Source organism: Faecalibacterium prausnitzii (genome assembly GCF_003287495.1).
Classification (GTDB): Bacteria; Bacillota; Clostridia; order Oscillospirales; family Ruminococcaceae; genus Faecalibacterium; species Faecalibacterium prausnitzii_I.
This window is the reverse complement of record NZ_PRLE01000001.1, coordinates 273,990-291,276: the sequence shown is the minus strand read 5'-3', so window position 1 is coordinate 291,276 and position 17,287 is coordinate 273,990. Positions and strand designations below refer to the sequence as shown.

The 17,287-nt window shown below is 58.6% G+C and carries 19 protein-coding genes; 11 read left to right on the top strand and 8 right to left on the bottom strand.

Annotation, left to right across the window (positions count from 1 at the left end; genetic code table 11):
* On the top strand, window positions 1–1,332 hold the full coding sequence (locus C4N22_RS01450; protein ID WP_112147737.1) for a 2-hydroxyacyl-CoA dehydratase: 1,332 nt from the start codon (window positions 1–3) through the stop codon (window positions 1,330–1,332).
* Window positions 1,333–1,408: 76 nt separating this feature from the next.
* Here the strand turns inward: C4N22_RS01450 and C4N22_RS01445 are convergent, their stop codons facing one another.
* The 4 genes from C4N22_RS01445 to rpsF form a co-directional block, all read right to left on the bottom strand.
* Window positions 1,409–2,125 (bottom strand): hypothetical protein, encoded by a 717-nt coding sequence (locus C4N22_RS01445; protein ID WP_112147735.1) that lies wholly within the window; start codon window positions 2,123–2,125, stop codon window positions 1,409–1,411.
* Window positions 2,126–2,285: 160 nt separating this feature from the next.
* Window positions 2,286–2,543 carry a 30S ribosomal protein S18 gene (gene rpsR, locus C4N22_RS01440; RefSeq protein ID WP_022256536.1) on the bottom strand — a complete coding sequence of 86 codons (258 nt, stop codon included), beginning with the start codon at window positions 2,541–2,543 and terminating at the stop codon, window positions 2,286–2,288.
* 47 nt (window positions 2,544–2,590) lie between these two features.
* Complete coding sequence (locus C4N22_RS01435; protein WP_022256535.1) at window positions 2,591–3,067, bottom strand: single-stranded DNA-binding protein; 477 nt, start codon at window positions 3,065–3,067, stop codon at window positions 2,591–2,593.
* Window positions 3,068–3,097: 30 nt separating this feature from the next.
* Window positions 3,098–3,382: a 30S ribosomal protein S6 gene (gene rpsF / locus C4N22_RS01430; protein ID WP_112114795.1), complete on the bottom strand. Its 285-nt coding sequence runs from the start codon at window positions 3,380–3,382 to the stop codon at window positions 3,098–3,100.
* 346 nt (window positions 3,383–3,728) lie between these two features.
* On the opposite strand from rpsF, the gene C4N22_RS01425 reads away from it, so the two are divergent.
* Window positions 3,729–4,919 carry a cation:proton antiporter gene (locus tag C4N22_RS01425; RefSeq protein ID WP_112147734.1) on the top strand — a complete coding sequence of 397 codons (1,191 nt, stop codon included), beginning with the start codon at window positions 3,729–3,731 and terminating at the stop codon, window positions 4,917–4,919.
* Window positions 4,920–4,991: 72 nt separating this feature from the next.
* Here the strand turns inward: C4N22_RS01425 and C4N22_RS01420 are convergent, their stop codons facing one another.
* Both C4N22_RS01420 and C4N22_RS01415 read right to left on the bottom strand, forming a co-directional pair.
* Complete coding sequence (locus C4N22_RS01420; protein ID WP_112147731.1) at window positions 4,992–5,867, bottom strand: UTP--glucose-1-phosphate uridylyltransferase; 876 nt, start codon at window positions 5,865–5,867, stop codon at window positions 4,992–4,994.
* Between the two features lie 44 nt (window positions 5,868–5,911).
* Window positions 5,912–6,880: an RING finger protein gene (locus C4N22_RS01415; RefSeq protein ID WP_022257062.1), complete on the bottom strand. Its 969-nt coding sequence runs from the start codon at window positions 6,878–6,880 to the stop codon at window positions 5,912–5,914.
* 198 nt (window positions 6,881–7,078) lie between these two features.
* On the opposite strand from C4N22_RS01415, the gene prfB reads away from it, so the two are divergent.
* A complete protein-coding gene (gene prfB, locus C4N22_RS01410) occupies window positions 7,079–8,200 on the top strand; it encodes a peptide chain release factor 2 (RefSeq protein WP_022257063.1) in 1,122 nt (373 codons plus the stop codon).
* Between the two features lie 78 nt (window positions 8,201–8,278).
* Here prfB and C4N22_RS01405 read toward each other — a convergent pair whose 3' ends face one another.
* Both C4N22_RS01405 and C4N22_RS01400 read right to left on the bottom strand, forming a co-directional pair.
* Entirely contained in the window at window positions 8,279–8,527 is a 249-nt protein-coding gene (locus C4N22_RS01405) for a DUF1653 domain-containing protein (RefSeq protein WP_112114797.1), read from the bottom strand.
* Window positions 8,528–8,540: 13 nt separating this feature from the next.
* Window positions 8,541–9,089 (bottom strand): DUF1836 domain-containing protein, encoded by a 549-nt coding sequence (locus tag C4N22_RS01400; protein WP_112114983.1) that lies wholly within the window; start codon window positions 9,087–9,089, stop codon window positions 8,541–8,543.
* A gap of 162 nt (window positions 9,090–9,251) precedes the next feature.
* On the opposite strand from C4N22_RS01400, the gene C4N22_RS01395 reads away from it, so the two are divergent.
* The 8 genes from C4N22_RS01395 to C4N22_RS01360 all read left to right on the top strand — a co-directional run bounded on the left by C4N22_RS01395 (window position 9,252) and on the right by C4N22_RS01360 (window position 17,281).
* Entirely contained in the window at window positions 9,252–10,091 is an 840-nt protein-coding gene (locus tag C4N22_RS01395; RefSeq protein WP_112147729.1) for a DegV family protein, read from the top strand.
* Between the two features lie 74 nt (window positions 10,092–10,165).
* The gene (cls, locus tag C4N22_RS01390) at window positions 10,166–11,707 is read left to right on the top strand and encodes a cardiolipin synthase (protein ID WP_112147728.1); all 1,542 of its coding nucleotides are present in this window, start codon (window positions 10,166–10,168) and stop codon (window positions 11,705–11,707) included.
* Between the two features lie 102 nt (window positions 11,708–11,809).
* Complete coding sequence (locus tag C4N22_RS01385; protein ID WP_112147726.1) at window positions 11,810–12,838, top strand: hypothetical protein; 1,029 nt, start codon at window positions 11,810–11,812, stop codon at window positions 12,836–12,838.
* A gap of 172 nt (window positions 12,839–13,010) precedes the next feature.
* Entirely contained in the window at window positions 13,011–13,811 is an 801-nt protein-coding gene (locus tag C4N22_RS01380; RefSeq protein WP_112147724.1) for an aspartate dehydrogenase domain-containing protein, read from the top strand.
* A gap of 17 nt (window positions 13,812–13,828) precedes the next feature.
* A complete protein-coding gene (locus tag C4N22_RS01375; RefSeq protein WP_112147723.1) occupies window positions 13,829–14,725 on the top strand; it encodes an NAD(P)-dependent oxidoreductase in 897 nt (298 codons plus the stop codon).
* 218 nt (window positions 14,726–14,943) lie between these two features.
* Window positions 14,944–15,792, top strand: a complete 849-nt coding sequence (locus C4N22_RS01370; protein WP_112147721.1) for an amino acid ABC transporter substrate-binding protein — start codon at window positions 14,944–14,946, stop codon at window positions 15,790–15,792.
* A 43-nt stretch (window positions 15,793–15,835) separates the two neighbouring features.
* Window positions 15,836–16,483 (top strand): amino acid ABC transporter permease, encoded by a 648-nt coding sequence (locus C4N22_RS01365; RefSeq protein WP_181567156.1) that lies wholly within the window; start codon window positions 15,836–15,838, stop codon window positions 16,481–16,483.
* Window positions 16,484–16,498: 15 nt separating this feature from the next.
* Window positions 16,499–17,281: an amino acid ABC transporter ATP-binding protein gene (locus C4N22_RS01360; RefSeq protein ID WP_022257071.1), complete on the top strand. Its 783-nt coding sequence runs from the start codon at window positions 16,499–16,501 to the stop codon at window positions 17,279–17,281.
* Window positions 17,282–17,287: the final 6 nt, after the last annotated feature.

The window sequence follows — 17,287 nt, the reverse complement described above, 5'->3', positions numbered from 1 at the left end:
ATGGAATATCAATATCCAAAATTTACCCCGGAGATGAAGAAGACCCATACCATTCTCATCCCCAACATGGCCGTCACCCAGTTCCGGCTGCTGAAATATGCACTGGAATACGATGGCTACAAGTGCGAGATCCTGGGCAACTGCGGCAGCGCTGTGGCACAGCTGGGCCTGAAGTACGTCCACAACGATACCTGCTACCCGGCGCTGCTGGTCATCGGCCAGTTCCTGGATGCCCTGAACAGCGGCAAATATGATCTCGAACATACGGCCCTGCTCATCACCCAGACGGGCGGTGGCTGCCGTGCTTCCAACTACATCCACCTGCTGCGCAAGGCACTGGTCAAGGCAGGCTACCCGGAGATCCCGGTGGCCAGCCTGAACTTCTCGGGTCTGGAAAAAGACAGCGGCTTCCAGATGACTCTGCCGCTGGCCCGCCGCGCGCTGGCCTGCATCTTCTATGGCGATATGCTCTGCGCCCTGCGCAACCAGACCGCCCCCTATGAGAACGAAAAGGGGAGTGCGGACAAGCTGGTGGACAAGTGGGTGGAGCGTCTGGGCCGTGTCCTGCTGGCCGGCAAGGGCTTTACCGCCAAGGAGATGAAGCACACGTTCCCGCTCATCGCCCGCGAGTTTGCGGCCATCCCGGTTACCCGGGTGCCCAAGGTCAAGGTGGGCGTGGTCGGTGAAATTTACGTCAAGTACAGCCCGCTGGGCAACAACGACCTGCAGAAGTTCCTGGAGAGCCAGGACTGCGAAGTCAACTTCCCGGGTCTGATGGGCTTTGTGCAGTATTGTGCCTTTAACATGGGCGAAGATCATGTCCTGTACGGCGGCAAACTGGGCACCAAAGTGGTCATTGACCAGTTCCTCAATTATCTGGACGGCATTGAGCGCTCCATGCTCAAAGCCACGGCAGACGCCGGTTTCTACGCTCCCGGCCCCTTTAAGGAACTGGTGGAGAAGCCCAAGGGCGTTATCTCCCTCGGTGCCAAGATGGGCGAGGGCTGGCTGCTGACGGCGGAAATGATCGAGCTGGTGCAGGGCGGTTACGGCAACATCGTCTGTGCCCAGCCGTTCGGCTGCCTGCCCAACCACATTGTGGGCAAGGGCATGGTCAACAAGATCCGCGCCCTGTATCCTGCGTCCAACATCACCCCCATTGATTACGACCCCAGCGCCACCAAGGTCAACCAGGAAAACCGCATCAAGCTGATGCTGGCCGTGGCGAAGGAGCGGCTCAACAATCCGGTACAGGAGCCCGTCAAGCCCCTGACCGCGGAGGAGCTGGCAGGCGGCGCGCCCCGGCTGAGCCACGAGACGGCAAACGTCTGAGAAAGAGAGAGTACCAAAAGAGCAAAGCCGCCCGGCGTAAAAACCGGGCGGCTTTTGTAGTGTCAGAATCAGGCGATTACTGGAAATACGGATGCTGGTAGGGTGCGGGCTCCGGACCGCAGTAGAGGCCGTAGGCGTCGCAGATCCAGTAAGTGTCCCCCACAGGCACACGGCACCACTGGTGGCTGTACTGGTTCTCGTTGACATGCTCGTAGGGGATGCCCAGCACGTTCAGGCAGAGCCCGGTGGCACGGGTGCAGCCGGCACAGGAGGCAGAGCCCAGCACAAAATAGCCATAGGGATCATTGTAGTGGTCGGCGTCCATGGAGTAGCTCATGCCGCTGTCAAACCGTTCCCGCAGGGCCGCGGCAATGTAGGTCAGCTGCTCTTCGCGGCTACTGAGAGCTACGGGCAGCACCAGATTGACGGCTTCCTGATAGGCGGCCTGGTACTGCTCATCGGTCATCTTCTTTTTCAGGCTCTTGTAATTGGCTAGATCCTTGAGGGGGACAGGGGACCATACCAGCGCGATCTGCTCATTCGTCAGTTTCAGGCTATCACCGGCCTTCCCCCGGGCCGAGGGCTTGCGGCCCTCCGCCTGGCCGCTGGAAAGGTAATGCCGGAGCAGGGAGGCCTCGTCGGTGCCGCAGGCGGCCGCAACGTCCGGGTTGGTTTCAGCGTAGTAGGCCGCATCAAAAACAGAGGCCGCACAGGCTCCCACGCCCAGCTGGGCGGCCAGCAGCAGGGAAAGCCCCAACACCGCCGCGCGGCGGAAATGAGAAGAAAGATTCATAAAAATTCCTCCTTTGCAAAATACCGCAAAATAAGCTTTTGAGCTCAGTATACCACAAAAATGGCAAACGAAAAAGCCCGTTTTCCTGTGTCGGCAGGAAAACGGGCTTTGCTGATTGCTGATTATTTTGAAAGGGTTGGTTGATTTTTTAAATCAAAGATTAGTCGCTGACGTAGGGCATCAGAGCAACGTGACGAGCACGCTTGATAGCCACGGTCAGTGCGCGCTGATGATAAGCGCAAGTGCCGGTAACACGGCGGGGAATGATCTTTGCACGCTCAGAAACGTACTTACGCAGACGGGGCACGTCCTTGTAATCGATGGTGTCGATGCGATCGACACAGAAGCTGCAAACCTTCTTGCGGCCGCGGCGGATGGGGCGCGCGGGGCGAGAGCCTTCGGTTCTTTCAAAAGCCATTGCTTATTACCTCCTGTTGGATTTTTTACGGTAGACCGTTTTGTGTGTTAGAACGGCAGGTCATCGCTGTCATCAATCACAGCGAAATCATCTGCACTGCCGGATGAGTAGCTGGGAGCAGCCTCCACAGCAGCCGGACGGGCAGGGGCCTGGTTCTGGTAGGACGGAGCAGCGTTCTGATAGCTGCCGCCGCCTTGATTGTTGCTCTTGGGGCCTGCAAAGCTGATGTTGTTGGCAACGACCTCCACAGCGGTACGGTTGTTTCCGTTCTTATCCTGATACTGGCGGGTCTGCAGAGAGCCTTCAATGGCAATCAGACTGCCTTTCTGGAAATACTTGGAGACAAACTCGGCCTGCTGACGCCATGCGACGATGTCGATAAAATCGGCCTGACGCTGTTCACCCTGGCGGGCGAAGTTGCGGTCACATGCAATGCGGAAGCTGACCACATTGATACCACTCTGGGTGGTGCGGAGCTCAGGGTCGGCCACAAGGCGGCCCATGATGGCAACAACATTCAACATAATACGGACTCCTTTTTGGTCACGAAAAGATTACTCCTCGTGGGCAACGATCAGGCTGCGCATAACGCCTTCAGTGATCTTGTACACACGGTCCAGCTCAGCGGGGAAGCTGGGCTCGCTGGTGAAGTTGATCACGGTGTAGACGCCTTCCTCCTCGTCGTTGATGGGGTAGGCCAGACGGCGCTTGCCCCACTCGTCGATGGAATCGATCGTACCGTTAGCCTCGATCAGGGACTTGAACTTACCGACCAGAGCGGAAGTTGCCTCCTCGTCGAGAGCGGCGCTGGTAATCAGCATGGTTTCGTACTTTGCCATTTTGTAGCACCTCCTTTTGGACTTGAGGGCCTCAGGGTCCTGAGGCCAAGGGTACACGGAGCGCGGCATCGCGCTCCGTGCGGCGTGTCTGTTCAGACAGCAATTTATTATAGCAAGTACGGACGGAATTGTCAAGCGTTTTGTATCATAATTTTGCATAAAAATAGGGAAACCTGCACGATGCAATTTTTAACCGCCTTTTTGCCGGATTTTTGAAATTTGTTTTGATTTTAACAAACAAAAGCGTTATAATAAGGAACCGGCAGGGCAGGGAGGAGTGGTGCTCCACCGGCGCGCGGCCGGGCTGCCCTGCCGGAGTAAAAGTGTGTGAAAGAAGGTTAAATCCATGTATTCTGTCTTCCGGAACCTCGCCATCATCATGATCAGCGCCAAGTTTTTCGGGTTGGTGGCCCGCAAATGCAAAGCGCCGCAGGTGGTAGGCGAGATCATCGCGGGCCTGCTCATCGGGCCCTGTCTGCTCAACCTGGTGCACACCAGCGATACCATTGAGATCTTTGCGGAGATCGGCGTGGTGCTGCTGATGTTCACCACGGGCCTTGGCACCAATTTGAAAGAGCTGCTGCGGGCCGGCCCCATTGCGACCCTCGTCGCCTGTGTGGGCGTGGCGGTCCCGCTGGGCGGCGGTACGCTGCTGTACAGCTTGTTCTACGGTTTTTCTGCCGTGGGCAGCCCGGAGTTCTATAAGGCACTCTTTATCGGTACCATCATGACAGCCACCAGCGTGTCCATCACAGTGGCCACCCTGCAGGAGCTGGGCCATTTGAAGAGCTTTCTCGGGACCACCATCGTCAGTGCCGCTGTCATTGATGATGTCATCGGCATCGTGGTGCTGACCTGTGTGCTGGGGGCCAGCTCCGGCACGGGCACAGGCCTTGGCAAGGTGCTGCTGAACACGGTGCTTTTCTTTGTGGCAGCCATCATCATTGGTGTGGTGTGTCACCGTGCCATGAAGTGGTTGGACAACCGCAACCCCCACACCCAGCGTATCACCATCGTCAGCATGGCGTTCTGCTTTGCGATGGCCTATATTGCGGAGCAGTATTTCGGCATCGCGGATATCACTGGCGCGTACATTGCAGGCATCGTGCTCTGCTCCATTCAGGATGCCCCCTATGTGGAGCGCCGGGTGGATATCAGCAACTACACGCTGTTTGCGCCAGTCTTCTTCGCCAGTATCGGCCTGAAGACCGATATCAGCGGCCTGACGGCAGAAATCCTGCTGTTTAGCGTCTGCTTTGTGGTCATCGCCCTCATCACCAAGATCATCGGCTGCGGTCTGGCCGCAAAGCTCTGCCGCTTCAGCTGGGGCGATTCCCTCAAGGTGGGTGTCGGCATGATGACCCGCGGCGAGGTGGCCCTGATCGTGGCCCAGAAAGGCCTGGAGGTCGGCGTGGTGGACCCGGTCTATTTCACTGCCGTCATCCTGCTCATCGTGGTCTCCTCGGTCCTGACGCCGCTGGTGCTCAAGGCCCTCTTTACCAAAATGCCCCCGCAGCCTCACCCGAGCCAGGCATAACAGAAGCATAAGAAGAAGCATAAGAAAAAATCCTCCGACCCGTGTCGGAGGATTTTTTCGATATCAGAAATTTTACAGCGTCTTGCAGAACTCTTTCAGGTAAGCGCGGAATGCCTCGCCGATCTCCGGGTGCTGCAGGGCCAGCTCTACCTGAGCCTCCACGACCTTGAGCTTGTTGCCCATGTCGTAGTGCTTACCGGTGAACTCCACTGCCGTCATGCCGCCGTGGTTGCGGGCGTACTCGGCCATGGCGTCGGTCAGCTGGATCTCGCCGCCGGCACCGGGCTTGGTATGGGCGAGGATGTCATAAATCTCCGGGGTGAGCAGCACGCGGCCCAGGATGGAGTAGTTGCTGAACTCCTGGCCCTTTTTGGGCTTCTCGATCATGTCATCCACAAAGAAGTAGTTGTCGTGGATGGGGGTGGTCTTCAGGCTGCAGTAGCGGCTCACATCGGCCCAGGGCACCGCGCTGACACCGGCACAGGGGCGGCCAAACTCTTCGTAAGCACGGATGAGCTGGGCGCAGACCGGGTCTTCGCCCCAGATGACGTCGTCGCCGTAGAGGACCACGAACGGATCATCGCCCGTAAAGGCTTTGGCGACGCTGACAGCGTGGCCGAGGCCGAGAGTCTGCTTCTGGCGGACAAAGTAGATGTTGGCCATGTTGGCAATGCCAAGGCACTCTTCCAGCATCTTCTCCTTGCCAGGAGCGGCCAGCTTTTCCTCCAGCTCAGGGCTGCGGTCAAAGTGGTCTTCAATGATGCTCTGGTTGCGGCCCAGGATGATCAGAATATCGGTGATGCCAGAACGCACGGCTTCCTCCACCAGATACTGGATGGCAGGCTTGTCCACGATGGGGAGCATCCCCTTGGGCATTGCCTTGGTGGCGGGGAGCACGCGTGTGCCCAGACCCGCAGCCGGGATGACGGCTTTCGTGACTTTTTTCATGATTTGGACTCCTTCACAATTCTCTATAATGCGCAGCTGAGATCTCAGCCGGAAACGATGTCAAGCAGGGCCTGCATATTGGGTCCAAGCAACAGGGTGAAAGCGCTGCCCAGAACGAAGAGCAGAGCCAGGCTGCCAAACACGGCGGCCAGGCTGGTGCCGCCCTGTGCGCTAAGAACGGCCCGACGCTGCTCGGCATCCGGAAACTCGTTCTGGATGCGGCGGATGCGGGCGGCCGCGCTCTTGCGGTAGAGCCATTTGCCGTACATGCCCCGCAGCACCATCAGCAGAAAGCCCAGGAACGAGCACACCCGCGAGAGCATCAGCAAAGCTGAATTGCTCAGGCCGGGGGAGAGGCTGCTGCCGGTGATCTGCAGCATATCAATAAAGTAAGGGGCTGAGAGCAGCAGCTCGGCAAACAGGAAACCAAAGGCGGGCTTCCATGCCTTGCGGTAGAAGAAATAGAACGGGCCGAACAGCAGGGCGGAAAAGCTCATGGCAATCTTGCTGTGGGTCAGCTCCATCCGGCTGTAGGTCGTCATGTAAGACGGAGCCGAGCGGCCGATGTAGGCATTCCAGTCCTTGCAGGAGATGCCGTCCATCTGCTCTTCCTTGCCAAAGGCGGCCTGATAAGCCTCCTTGAGCGGGTCGGGCACATTGCCCTCCTCAAACTGGCGGTAGAAGCTGGCATAATCAAAATTCTGCTCTTCTTCCGCGCGGTCGTTGGGCTGCTCCGCACCCTCCGGGGGCAGCTTGGCCCCGCAGCAGCGGCAGTGTTCTTCGCTGCGCAGGGTGCGCTCGCCACAGCTGGGGCAGGTGCGCAGCTCATTTTCCTGGTACGGGAATTTCCATTCGTACCCTGCTGCGTGGGCCGGGCTGTGGATGCAGCGGCCCAGTTTCTCGTAACAGGTGCGGTGATAAGGCGCGCCGCAGTCGGGGCAGACAACGATGTCGTCCCGGAGGGTGAGCGGTTGGCCGCAGCCCTCACACGGGCAGCCATAATATTTCGGCATAAGTTCCTCCCATAAAATAAGGTAGTTGCTGTTATTATACTCCCCCAAAAGGGAAAAGAAAAGGTGAAAATCTTCAAATTTCCAGCATGATAGTAAATTTTCCCCTTTACTTTACCATGGATTCTCGGTATACTAATGAAGTATCTGTGTATAAACTGTATCTTTTACCGGTTTCAATATATAGGAGAGGACTAGACCATGATTACCACTGACGAACTGAAAGTGCAGCTGGCCGATTACGGTACCGCTGTCAAGGATCTGGAAGAGGCTCTGGCCATTGATGCTTCCCGCAAGCGTGTGCAGGAGCTGGAGCATACCATGTCCCGCCCCGGCTTTTACGATGACGCCGAGCTGAGCAAAAAGGTGTTTGACGAAGTCGGCGACCTGAAAGGCAAGCTGAATCGCTTTGAAAAACTGCAGGGCCTGTACGACGACGCCGAGACCATGCTGGTGATGCTGGACGAGGAGTACGACCCCGAGATGGTGCCCGAGGCGGAGGAAGCTGTCAATGCCGTGGGCAAGGCTGTGGACGAGCTGCAGCTGATGACCATGCTGAACGGCGAGTATGACCACAGCAACGCCATCCTGACGTTCCACGCCGGTACCGGCGGCACCGAGGCACAGGACTGGGCCGAGATGCTCTACCGTATGTACAACAAGTGGGCCGCTGCCCATGGCATGAGCGTGGAAGTGCTGGACTATCAGGACGGCGACGAGGCCGGCATGAAGAGCGCTTCCATGATGGTCAAGGGCGCAAACGCCTACGGCCTGCTCAAGAGCGAGAACGGCGTCCACCGTCTGGTGCGCGTCTCTCCGTTTGACGCCAACGCCCGCCGCCAGACCAGCTTCGCCTCGCTGGAAGTGATGCCTGAGCTGGACAACACCATCCAGGTGGACATCCGCCCCGAGGACATTGAGATGCAGGTCTACCGCTCCTCTGGTGCCGGCGGCCAGCACATCAACAAGACTTCTTCCGCGGTCCGTCTGATCCACAAGCCCACCGGCGTCGTGGTCAGCTGCCAGACCCAGCGCAGCCAGTTCCAGAACCGTGACTACGCGATGGAAATGCTGAAAGCGAAGCTGTATCAGATCGCAAAGCAGCAGCACATGGACAAGATCGAGGACATCAAGGGCGTCCAGAATGAGATCGCCTGGGGCCACCAGATCCGCAGCTATGTCTTCATGCCCTATACCATGGTCAAGGATCACCGCACCAACTACGAGACCGGCAACGTCGATGCCGTGATGGACGGCGACCTCGACGGATTCATCTTCGCTTACCTGAAAGCCGCTTCCCGTGGCGAGCTGCAGGACACCTGATCCTCCCTGTAAATCACAAAACCGCTCATGCGTTCTTCACACGAAGACTGCATGGGCGGTTTTTCTGCTGTTTATGATTCAGTGTCCCGCTTTGCTGGGAATCTCCTGCAACTCAAAACGGTACTCCTGGGGGCAATCCGGGTACTTTTCTTGATCCACCTTGCTCAAAAACATCTCCAGCGGGCGGAGCCAGAGCCCGCCGTCGCCGTAAAGCTTGCGGTAAATGACAAACGGGGCCCCGGTCTCGGAATCGTTGGCGACCCCCTCCACCAGATAATAGTCCCCTTTGAAGTGGCGGTATACCCGCCCGATCTGCAATTCACGCATGAGCAAAACTCCTTTAGGCTAGGTCTGCCAGAATATCCGGCCAGAGAGCTTCTTCCTGCCGCTGGGCCGCGAAGAAACAGTCCAGATACATTTTGTTGGCAGCGGCCAGAATGGTGCTGCGGAGGAGCCGTTTCTCGGTGGCGGCATCCACGGCGAGGTCCCGGATGGTGTTGCGCGCCCCGAACACAAAGGGCAGGCAGTTTTCCATCTCGTCGCAGAAGTAGTTATAGGCTTCCTCGGCGGTGCAGTGCGCGCGCTGCATCTGGAACAGCGCGTCGATGTTTTCCATCGAGAGCACGGTCTTGGAAACCGCAATATACATGAGAGAAGCAAGCTGCTCCCGGGTATACTTCTTTTTGACGGGGTGACTGATGATGCCTTTCTTCACATAGTTGCTCACCATGGAGGGGGTGAGCTCCACCCCGGGGAAATCCCGGAAATAGCCGTTGATGAACTGGACGGTCTGGTCCAGATACAGCCCCACCTGGGGCAGGTCACTGTACCGGGGCAGGGCAAAGCCTGCGGCACAGGCCGCAACGCGGCGGTTCAATTCCTGTTTCATGCTGTCAGTATAGCGCATTTTAAAATGAGGGTCAACGGGAAAACAAAAACTTTTTAAATAATTTTTGAAATCTGTTGACAGGTTTTTGAAAAACTGATATAGTGTTTTTACAACCAGAGAAAAACGCGGCAGACGTCCGCTTGTAAGATAGGGAGAATTGCTATGAAAACCAAGATCGTTGTGGACTCGGCTTCCAGCCTGTACGCATTGAAAGGTGTGGACTTTGCCTGCGTCCCGCTCAAGATCATCACTGACGATGCCGAATATTTAGACGATGGCACGCTGGATGCTGTGGGCATGGCCCGGACCCTGCGCACCTATAAGGGCAAAACGTCCACTTCCTGCCCCAATGTCAGCGATTGGCTGGCCGCCTATGAGGGGGCCGATGAGGTCTATGCCATCACCATCACGGGCACTCTCTCAGGCAGCTACAACGCGGCCCAGCTGGCGGCGGAGGAGTATCAGCAGGAGAACCCCGGCAAGCGGGTGTTCGTGCTGGACAGCCTTTCCACCGGCCCGGAGCAGTACCTGCTGGCGGAGCACCTGCAGAGCGAGCTTGCCGCCGGGCACGAGTTTGACGCCGTTTGTGAGGAGATGCTGCGCTACCACAAGCACACCCATCTGCTCTTTTCGTTGGAATCGCTGGCCAATCTGGCCCGCAATGGCCGGGTGAAGCCCGCCGTGGCCGCTGTGGCACGGATGCTGGGCATCCGGGTCATCGGGCAGGCGAGCGAGATCGGCGAGCTGGATGTTCTCTGCAAGACCCGCGGGGAGCACGGTGCTCTGGAGCGCATCGTGCTGGAGCTCAAGGGCCACGGCTACAACGGCGGCAAACTGCAGATCTCTCACTGCGACAACCCTGCGGCGGCCGAGCGCCTCAAGCACATGGTGCAGGCGGTCTTTGACGGGGCTGAGGTGACGGTGACGCCCTGCGGCGGCCTGTGCAGCTACTATGCAGAGCTGGGCGGCCTGCTGGTGGGCTATGAGGACGGCGAAGCCTGAGCTTGATAAAACTGAAAAAACGCGCTATACTATCTTCATTCCAGAGAAACTGACCGGGGAGAGAGGTGGCGCGGATGTTCTTTCGACTGCCGATCGTAAAATTTTTCAGCAGACTTCTCAACAGGGCTACCATTACGGTGGCCCTTGTTCTGTTGCAGGCGGGCTGGCTGCTCTGGGCGTTCAGCTACCTGACCACAGGCCGGATATGGGTCAATGCGGCACTCCGGCTGCTCAGTCTGTTCATCGTGCTGTATCTGGTCCGCAAGGATGAGGACAGCTCTTATAAGATCATCTGGATCGTTCTGATCGGTCTGCTGCCGCTGCTGGGCGGAGCCCTGTATCTGGTATTTGGCAACAAAGCACCCTCCAAAGGGATGCGCCGCCGGATGCAGAGCGTGGAGAAAGCCCACACGGGAGATCTGGCCCAGCAGCCCGGGCCGGCGCGGCAGCTGGCGGGAGATCATTTTTCCGGCCTGAGCCGCTATGTGGCCCGGTACGGTCCGTTCCCGGTATGGGATAAGACACAGGCGCGGTATTTTTCCTGCGGAGAGGCCATGTACCCGAAGCTGCTGGCCGATCTGGAAAAAGCCGAGAAATTCATCTTTCTGGAATACTTCATTGTCCGCTCCGGCAAAATGTGGAGTGGCGTGGAAGAGATTTTGATGCGCAAGGCCGCGCAGGGGGTGGATGTCCGCCTGATCTACGATGATTTTGGCAGTCTTCTGGGCCTGCCCAAGGATTTCGTGGTCCGGATGGAGCGGCATCACATCCGCTGCATCCCGTTCAACCCGGTGGTGCCGCTGGTCTCCGTGGTGATGAACCACCGGGATCACCGCAAGATCGTGGTGGTGGATGGCAGTGTGGCCTACACGGGCGGCGTCAACCTGGCGGATGAATATATCAACGCGGAAAAACGCTTTGGCTACTGGAAAGATGCCGCCATCCGGCTGGAAGGAGCCGCCGCCTGGAATTTTACGGTCACATTCCTCAACGTCTGGAACGCGTTCCGCCCCAGTGAGACGGATTATACCCCCTTTGCCCCAACGCCGGAGCAGCTGCCCGAGACTTCGGACGGGCTGGTGCAGCCCTACGCGGACAGCCCGCTGGACGAGGAAAACGTGGCGGAGACGGTTTACCTGAACATTCTGGCCCAGGCCAAGCGCTATGTCTATCTCTATACGCCCTACTTCTCCGTGGGGCAGGAGCTGCTGGGGGCCATGAAAGGCGCGGCCAAACGGGGCGTGGACGTCCGGCTCATCCTGCCCGGCATCCCGGACAAAAAGCTGGTCTTCCGGCTGACCCGCTCCTACTACGTGCCTCTCCTCCGGGCCGGGGTGAAAATATACGAGTACACGCCCGGTTTCCTCCACGCCAAGTGCTATGTCAGTGACGACCATGTGGCCGTGGTGGGCAGCATCAATATGGATTACCGCAGTTTGTTCCTCCACTTTGAGTGCGGCACCCTGCTTTACCGCAACAGCCAGATCCTGGCCCTGCGGGACGATGTCCTCAACACCCTGCGCAAATGCCGGGAAGTGCAGCTCTCGGACTGCCGCACCAACCTGCTGGGCACCCTGCTGGACAGTGTGCTCCGCCTGCTCAGCCCCCTGATGTGATTCGGTTGGATTCTGAACCATGAATATTCTTGGGAGCCTCCGGGTAAACTTTCCCCAAAAGCCTCCGCCTGATCAGGGCGGATGGAAAGGGGAGCGTAACAAATGAAACTGAAACACACGGCGCTTTGGAGCGGAGTGGTGGCAGCGGCGCTGCTGCTGACGGCCTGCGGCAAATCGAATTCCGGCTCCGGCAGTATGAGCTCGTCCGGCATGAGCAGCAGCACCGCCAGCACGGCTCAAAATGGGGGCTGGAAAACCGGCCTGGGAGTCCTGACCGAGACAACAGACGACCACCGCACAGGCAAGATCAACCTTGTGGCGGCGGCTGTCCTGCTGGACGGTGAGGGGAAGATCATCGACGTGACCTTTGATGAGCTGGAGAGCACCATCTCTGCCGATGGCAGCGGGGTGCTCTCCATGCCTACGGATTACCGCACCAAACGCCAGAAAGGGGACGATTACCCGCTGGCGGCGGCTTCCGGCATCAAAAAAGGGTGGACGGAGCAGGCGGATGCCTTTGCCGACTACCTCAAAGGGATGACAGCCGAAAAAGTTGCCAAGCTGGAGACGGAGGAAGACGGGAAGCCCAAGGATGCCGACCTGCTTTCCAGCTGCACCATTGCCATTGACGGTTACCGGGACGCCGTTGCGAAGGCCTGCGCCAACGCCGAGGCACTGGGTGCCGCCAAAGGCGACCGGGTCTCGCTGGGGATTGAGGCAGCCAACGCTTCTTCGGACGTGACGGCCACCGATGACAAGGATGTCAACGCGCAGGTGGATGTGACGATCGTGGCCCTGACCACCGATTCCGATGGCCGGGTGACCAGTGCCATCGGGGATATGGCGGAGCCCGCCCTGACCGTGATGTCGGACGGCAATGTTATGGCTCCGGACGCCGTGAAAACCAAGCTGGAGCAGGGCGACAGCTACGGGATGCGGGGTGCTTCCTCTCTGGGCAAGGAATGGTACGAGCACAGCGAGGGCTTCTGCTCTTACCTCAAGGGAAAGACCGCTGCAGAGATCGCAAAGCTCCCGGCGGAGGACTCGGATGCGGACCTGGCTGCCCTATGCACCATTGATGTGACCGATCTGCAAAAAGCCGCCGCCAAAGCGCTGGAAGAAGCAAAATAAAGGATGATTTTTGAAGCCGCTCTGCAAAGGGCGGCTTTTTGCGATGTTTTGGAGGAAACTTTGGCAGAATGCTCGAAGTTGCGGCGTGCTCTTTGGATAGAATGCCAGCCAAAGAAATGGTATACTGAATATGATACGGCCATTGGGCCGGAACGGAAAAGGAGAAACGAACATGAAAACGAAATTTGGCATCGTGGGCTGCGGTTTCCTGGGCAATATCGTGGCAGACGCCTGGAAAAACGGTCTGTTGGAGGATTATGAGCTGGTGGGTGTCACCAGCCGTACGCCTGCTTCCAGCGAGAAGACTGCTTCCAATGTGGGCTGCAGGGCCTGTGCGGATGTGGAAGAGCTGCTGGCATTGGAGCCGGAGTACATTGTAGAGACGGCTTCGGTGGAGGCGGTCCGTGCCATGGCCATCCCGGTGCTGCGCCGGGGAGTCAACCTTGTGATCATTTCCATTGGTGCCTTTGCGGATCTGGATTTCTACGCACAGGTGCAGCAGGCCGCCCGGGAGGGCGGGGCAAAGGTGCATCTGGCCAGCGGTGCCATCGGCGGCTTTGATGTGCTGCAGACCGTTACCCTGATGGCGCGGGCCCGGCAGCTGAGCGAGACAGCAGGCATCGAGACGCACACAGGAGCCAAGGGTTTCCGCAACACGCCGGTGTGGGCCGACCATCTGCTGACGGATACTGAGAAGACAACGGTGTTTACCGGCAACGCCAAGCAGGCCATTGCCACATTCCCGCGCCGGGTCAATGTGGCGGTTGCTACCTCGCTGGCCACCACGGGCCCGGAGATCACCGGCGTGACCATGCACTCGGTGCCGGGCTGGGTGGGCGATGACCACCGCATTACGGCCGAGATCGAGGGTGTCAAGGCAGTGGTGGACATCTGCTCCAGCACCAGCGCCATTGCAGGCTGGAGCGTTGTCTCCCTGCTGCGCAATCTGGCTTCGCCCGTCTGCTTCTATTAAAAAGGAGGAACTTTGCCATGTTTGAAAAACTGGTTGCCATTGAGCCCGTCAGCCTCATCCCGTCCGCTGAAGAAAAACTGCATGATTATGCTAAGGAAGTCGTCCTTTACCGGGATATTCCGGCGGATGACGAAGAGATCGTCCGCCGCATCGGGGACGCGGATGCCGCCCTGTTGAGCTATACCTCCCGCATGGGCAAAAATGTCATTGAGCGCTGCCCCAACCTCAAGTACATTGGCATGTGCTGCAGCCTCTACTCGGAGGAGAGCGCCAATGTGGACATCGCGTATGCCCGCCAGCACGGCATCAAAGTGCTGGGCATCCGGGATTACGGCGATAAGGGCGTGGTGGAGTATGTGCTCCACGAGCTGACTGGTCTGCTCCATGGCTTTGGAATGCCCATGCTGCGGGACGAGCCGGTGGAGATCACAGGCCTGAAAGTGGGCATCGTGGGTCTGGGCGTTTCCGGTAAAATGATCGCCGATGCACTGGCCTATCTGGGGGCCGACATCTCCTACTACAGCCGCACCCGCAAACCGGAGGCCGAGCAGCAGGGGATGCAGTACAAGCCGTTGGCCCGGCTGCTGGCCGAGAGCGAGGTGGTGTTCACCTGCCTGAACAAAAACGTCCTGTTGCTGGGCAGGGAAGAGTTTGCCCGGCTGGGTGCGGGAAAGGTGCTGTTCAACACTTCCATCGGCCCCGGCTTTGATTCTGAGGCTCTGGAAGCATGGCTGGACCAGCCCGGCACTTATTATTTCTGTGACACCCGCGCCGCAGCCGGCCCGGTGGCCGAAGGCTTCTTTGAGCGGCCCAATGTCCACTGCGCCAATGTCTCGGCAGGCCGCACCAAGCAGGCCTTTGTGCTGCTGAGCCAGAAAGTGCTGGCCAACATTGAGGCGGCGCTGGCAGAGTAACCCCGCGGTACTTGTGCAGATTCACCGCCATAAGGGCGGAATGACCCTCTCAAACCGTCAAACTGCGAAAAAACGCGTTTGCCTCTTGCAAAACGGAGGCAAACGCGTTATTCTATAGTCACAGTTTAACAATTTAGCATGGTAAAGCGGTGAAACGAAGCCGCCCGCCCCGATCGGTACGGGGCTGGTGCCATGGGACAATGAGAGGGGAAGATCTTATGAAACGAATCGTATCTGCATTTCTGGCCGGTGCCATGGCACTGAGCCTGGCTGCCTGTGGTGGTGCTTCCAGCACGGCTGCTTCTTCCACGGCTTCCAGCGCGGCGGCTGGTTCTGCCGCTGCTTCCGCGGTCTCGGACGCGGACAGCGACCTGGCCTACATCCAGTCCAACGGCAAGATGGTCATTGGCTACACCGTGTATGAGCCCATGAACTACACCGATGCTGACGGCAACTTTACGGGCTTTGACACCGAGCTGGCAACCGCCGTCTGCGAGAAGCTGGGCGTGGAGCCGGAGTTCGTGGAGATCAGCTGGGACACCAAGGAGACCGAGCTGGCCGCCAAGAGCATCGACTGCATCTGGAACGGCCTGACCCTGACGGATGACCGTGAGGAGAACATGGCCTGCACCAAGCCCTACGTCAAGAACGCACAGGTCGTTGTGGTCAAGGATGGCACCGAGTACACCTCCACCGCAGACCTCGTGGGTAAGACCGTGGTCGCCGAGGCCGGTTCCGCCGGTGAGACCACCATCCAGGAGGACGAGAACCTGGCACAGGCCGATTACGTTTCCAAGAGCGTCCAGACGGACTGCCTGATGGAAGTTGCCGCCGGCACCGCCGACGCTGCTGTGCTGGACCTGACCCTGGCTTCGGCCATGATCGGCGAGGGCACCGATTACGCCAACCTGAAAATGGTGGACGAGATGAATGTGGAAGAGTACGGCGTGGCATTCCGCAAGGGCAGCGATGTGGCCGCCGCTGTGGACACCGCCTTTGACGAGCTCAAGGCCGATGGCACCATGGGCGCTCTGGCCGAGAAATATGGTCTGACTCTGGCGGAGTAAAAACCGAACGTACGTTTGAATTGATGGGTGTGTGTTTGTGACTGTGATTCTTGAGCGCCTTTCCGGCGCGTTTCTGCTCAACTGTGAGCTCTTTTTCTGGACACTGGTGTTCTCCCTGCCGCTGGGGCTGGTGGTGGCGTTTGGCTCCATGAGCCGCTGCGCCCCCCTGCGCGGCGCGGTCAAGACGTTCGTCTGGATCATCCGCGGCACCCCGCTGATGCTTCAGATCATCGTCATCTATTTAGGCCCGGGCCTGATGGGCTTCAATAACCCCTGGCCCTCCGGCTCCAATGGCCGTCTGGTGGCGGCGGTGGTGGCTTTTGCCATCAACTACGCCTGCTACTTCTCGGAGATCTACCGCGGCGGCATCGAGGCGGTGCCCAAGGGCCAGACTGAGGCCGGGCAGGTGCTGGGCATGACCAAGACCCAGATCTTCTTCAAGGTCACATTGCTGCAGGTGATCAAACGCATCCTGCCTCCCATGGGCAATGAGATCATTACCCTGGTCAAGGATACCTCGCTGGCCAACACCATTGCAAACAAAGAAATCATCATGATGGCAAAGGAATACAGCGCAAAGGGCCTCATCTGGCCGCTGTTTTCCACCGCGATCTTCTTCCTCGTCTTTGTGGGAGCTCTCACGCTCCTGCTCAACTGGGCCGAGAAGAAGATGGACTATTTCCGCTGCTGAGGAGGGCGAAACATGATGGCATTACTCGAAGCCTCCGGCATCGGGAAAAATTTTGAGGATACCAAGGTCCTCAAGGACATTTCACTGACTTTGGAAAAAGGCGAGGCGCTGGCGATCATTGGTTCCTCCGGTTCTGGCAAAACCACGCTGCTGCGCTGCCTCAACTTTCTGGAGCGGCCGGATACCGGCGTCATCAAGGTCAACGGTGAGACCATGTGGGATGCCGCCGACCCCGCCACCCAGCGGGAGAGCGAGATCCGCAAAAAGCGGCTCCACTTCGGCCTCGTGTTCCAGAACTTTAACCTCTTCCCGCAGTACACGGCCCTGCAGAATGTAATGCTGGCCGGAGAGCTGCTGGCAAAGGAGCGGCCGGATTATAAGGCCAACAAAAAGGCCATCCACGCCGAGCTGGAAGCACAGGCCAGAGAGCTGCTGGCCCAGATGGGCCTCTCGGAGCGGGCAAACCACTACCCACACCAGCTCTCCGGCGGCCAGCAGCAGCGCGTGGCCATTGCCCGCGCGCTGGCTCTCCACCCGGACATCCTCTGTTTTGACGAGCCCACTTCCGCGCTGGACCCGGAGCTGACCGGCGAAGTCCTCCGGGTGCTGCGAGACCTGGCCGATCGGAAGACCACGATGATCATCGTCACCCACGAGATGCACTTTGCCCGCGACGTGGCAGACCGCATCCTCTTTATGGATGGCGGCGTGGTGGTGGAAGAGGGCCCTGCCAAAGAGCTCATCGACCATCCCAAGGAGGAGCGTACCAAACAGTTCCTGGCACACTATTCCGAATAAAACGCA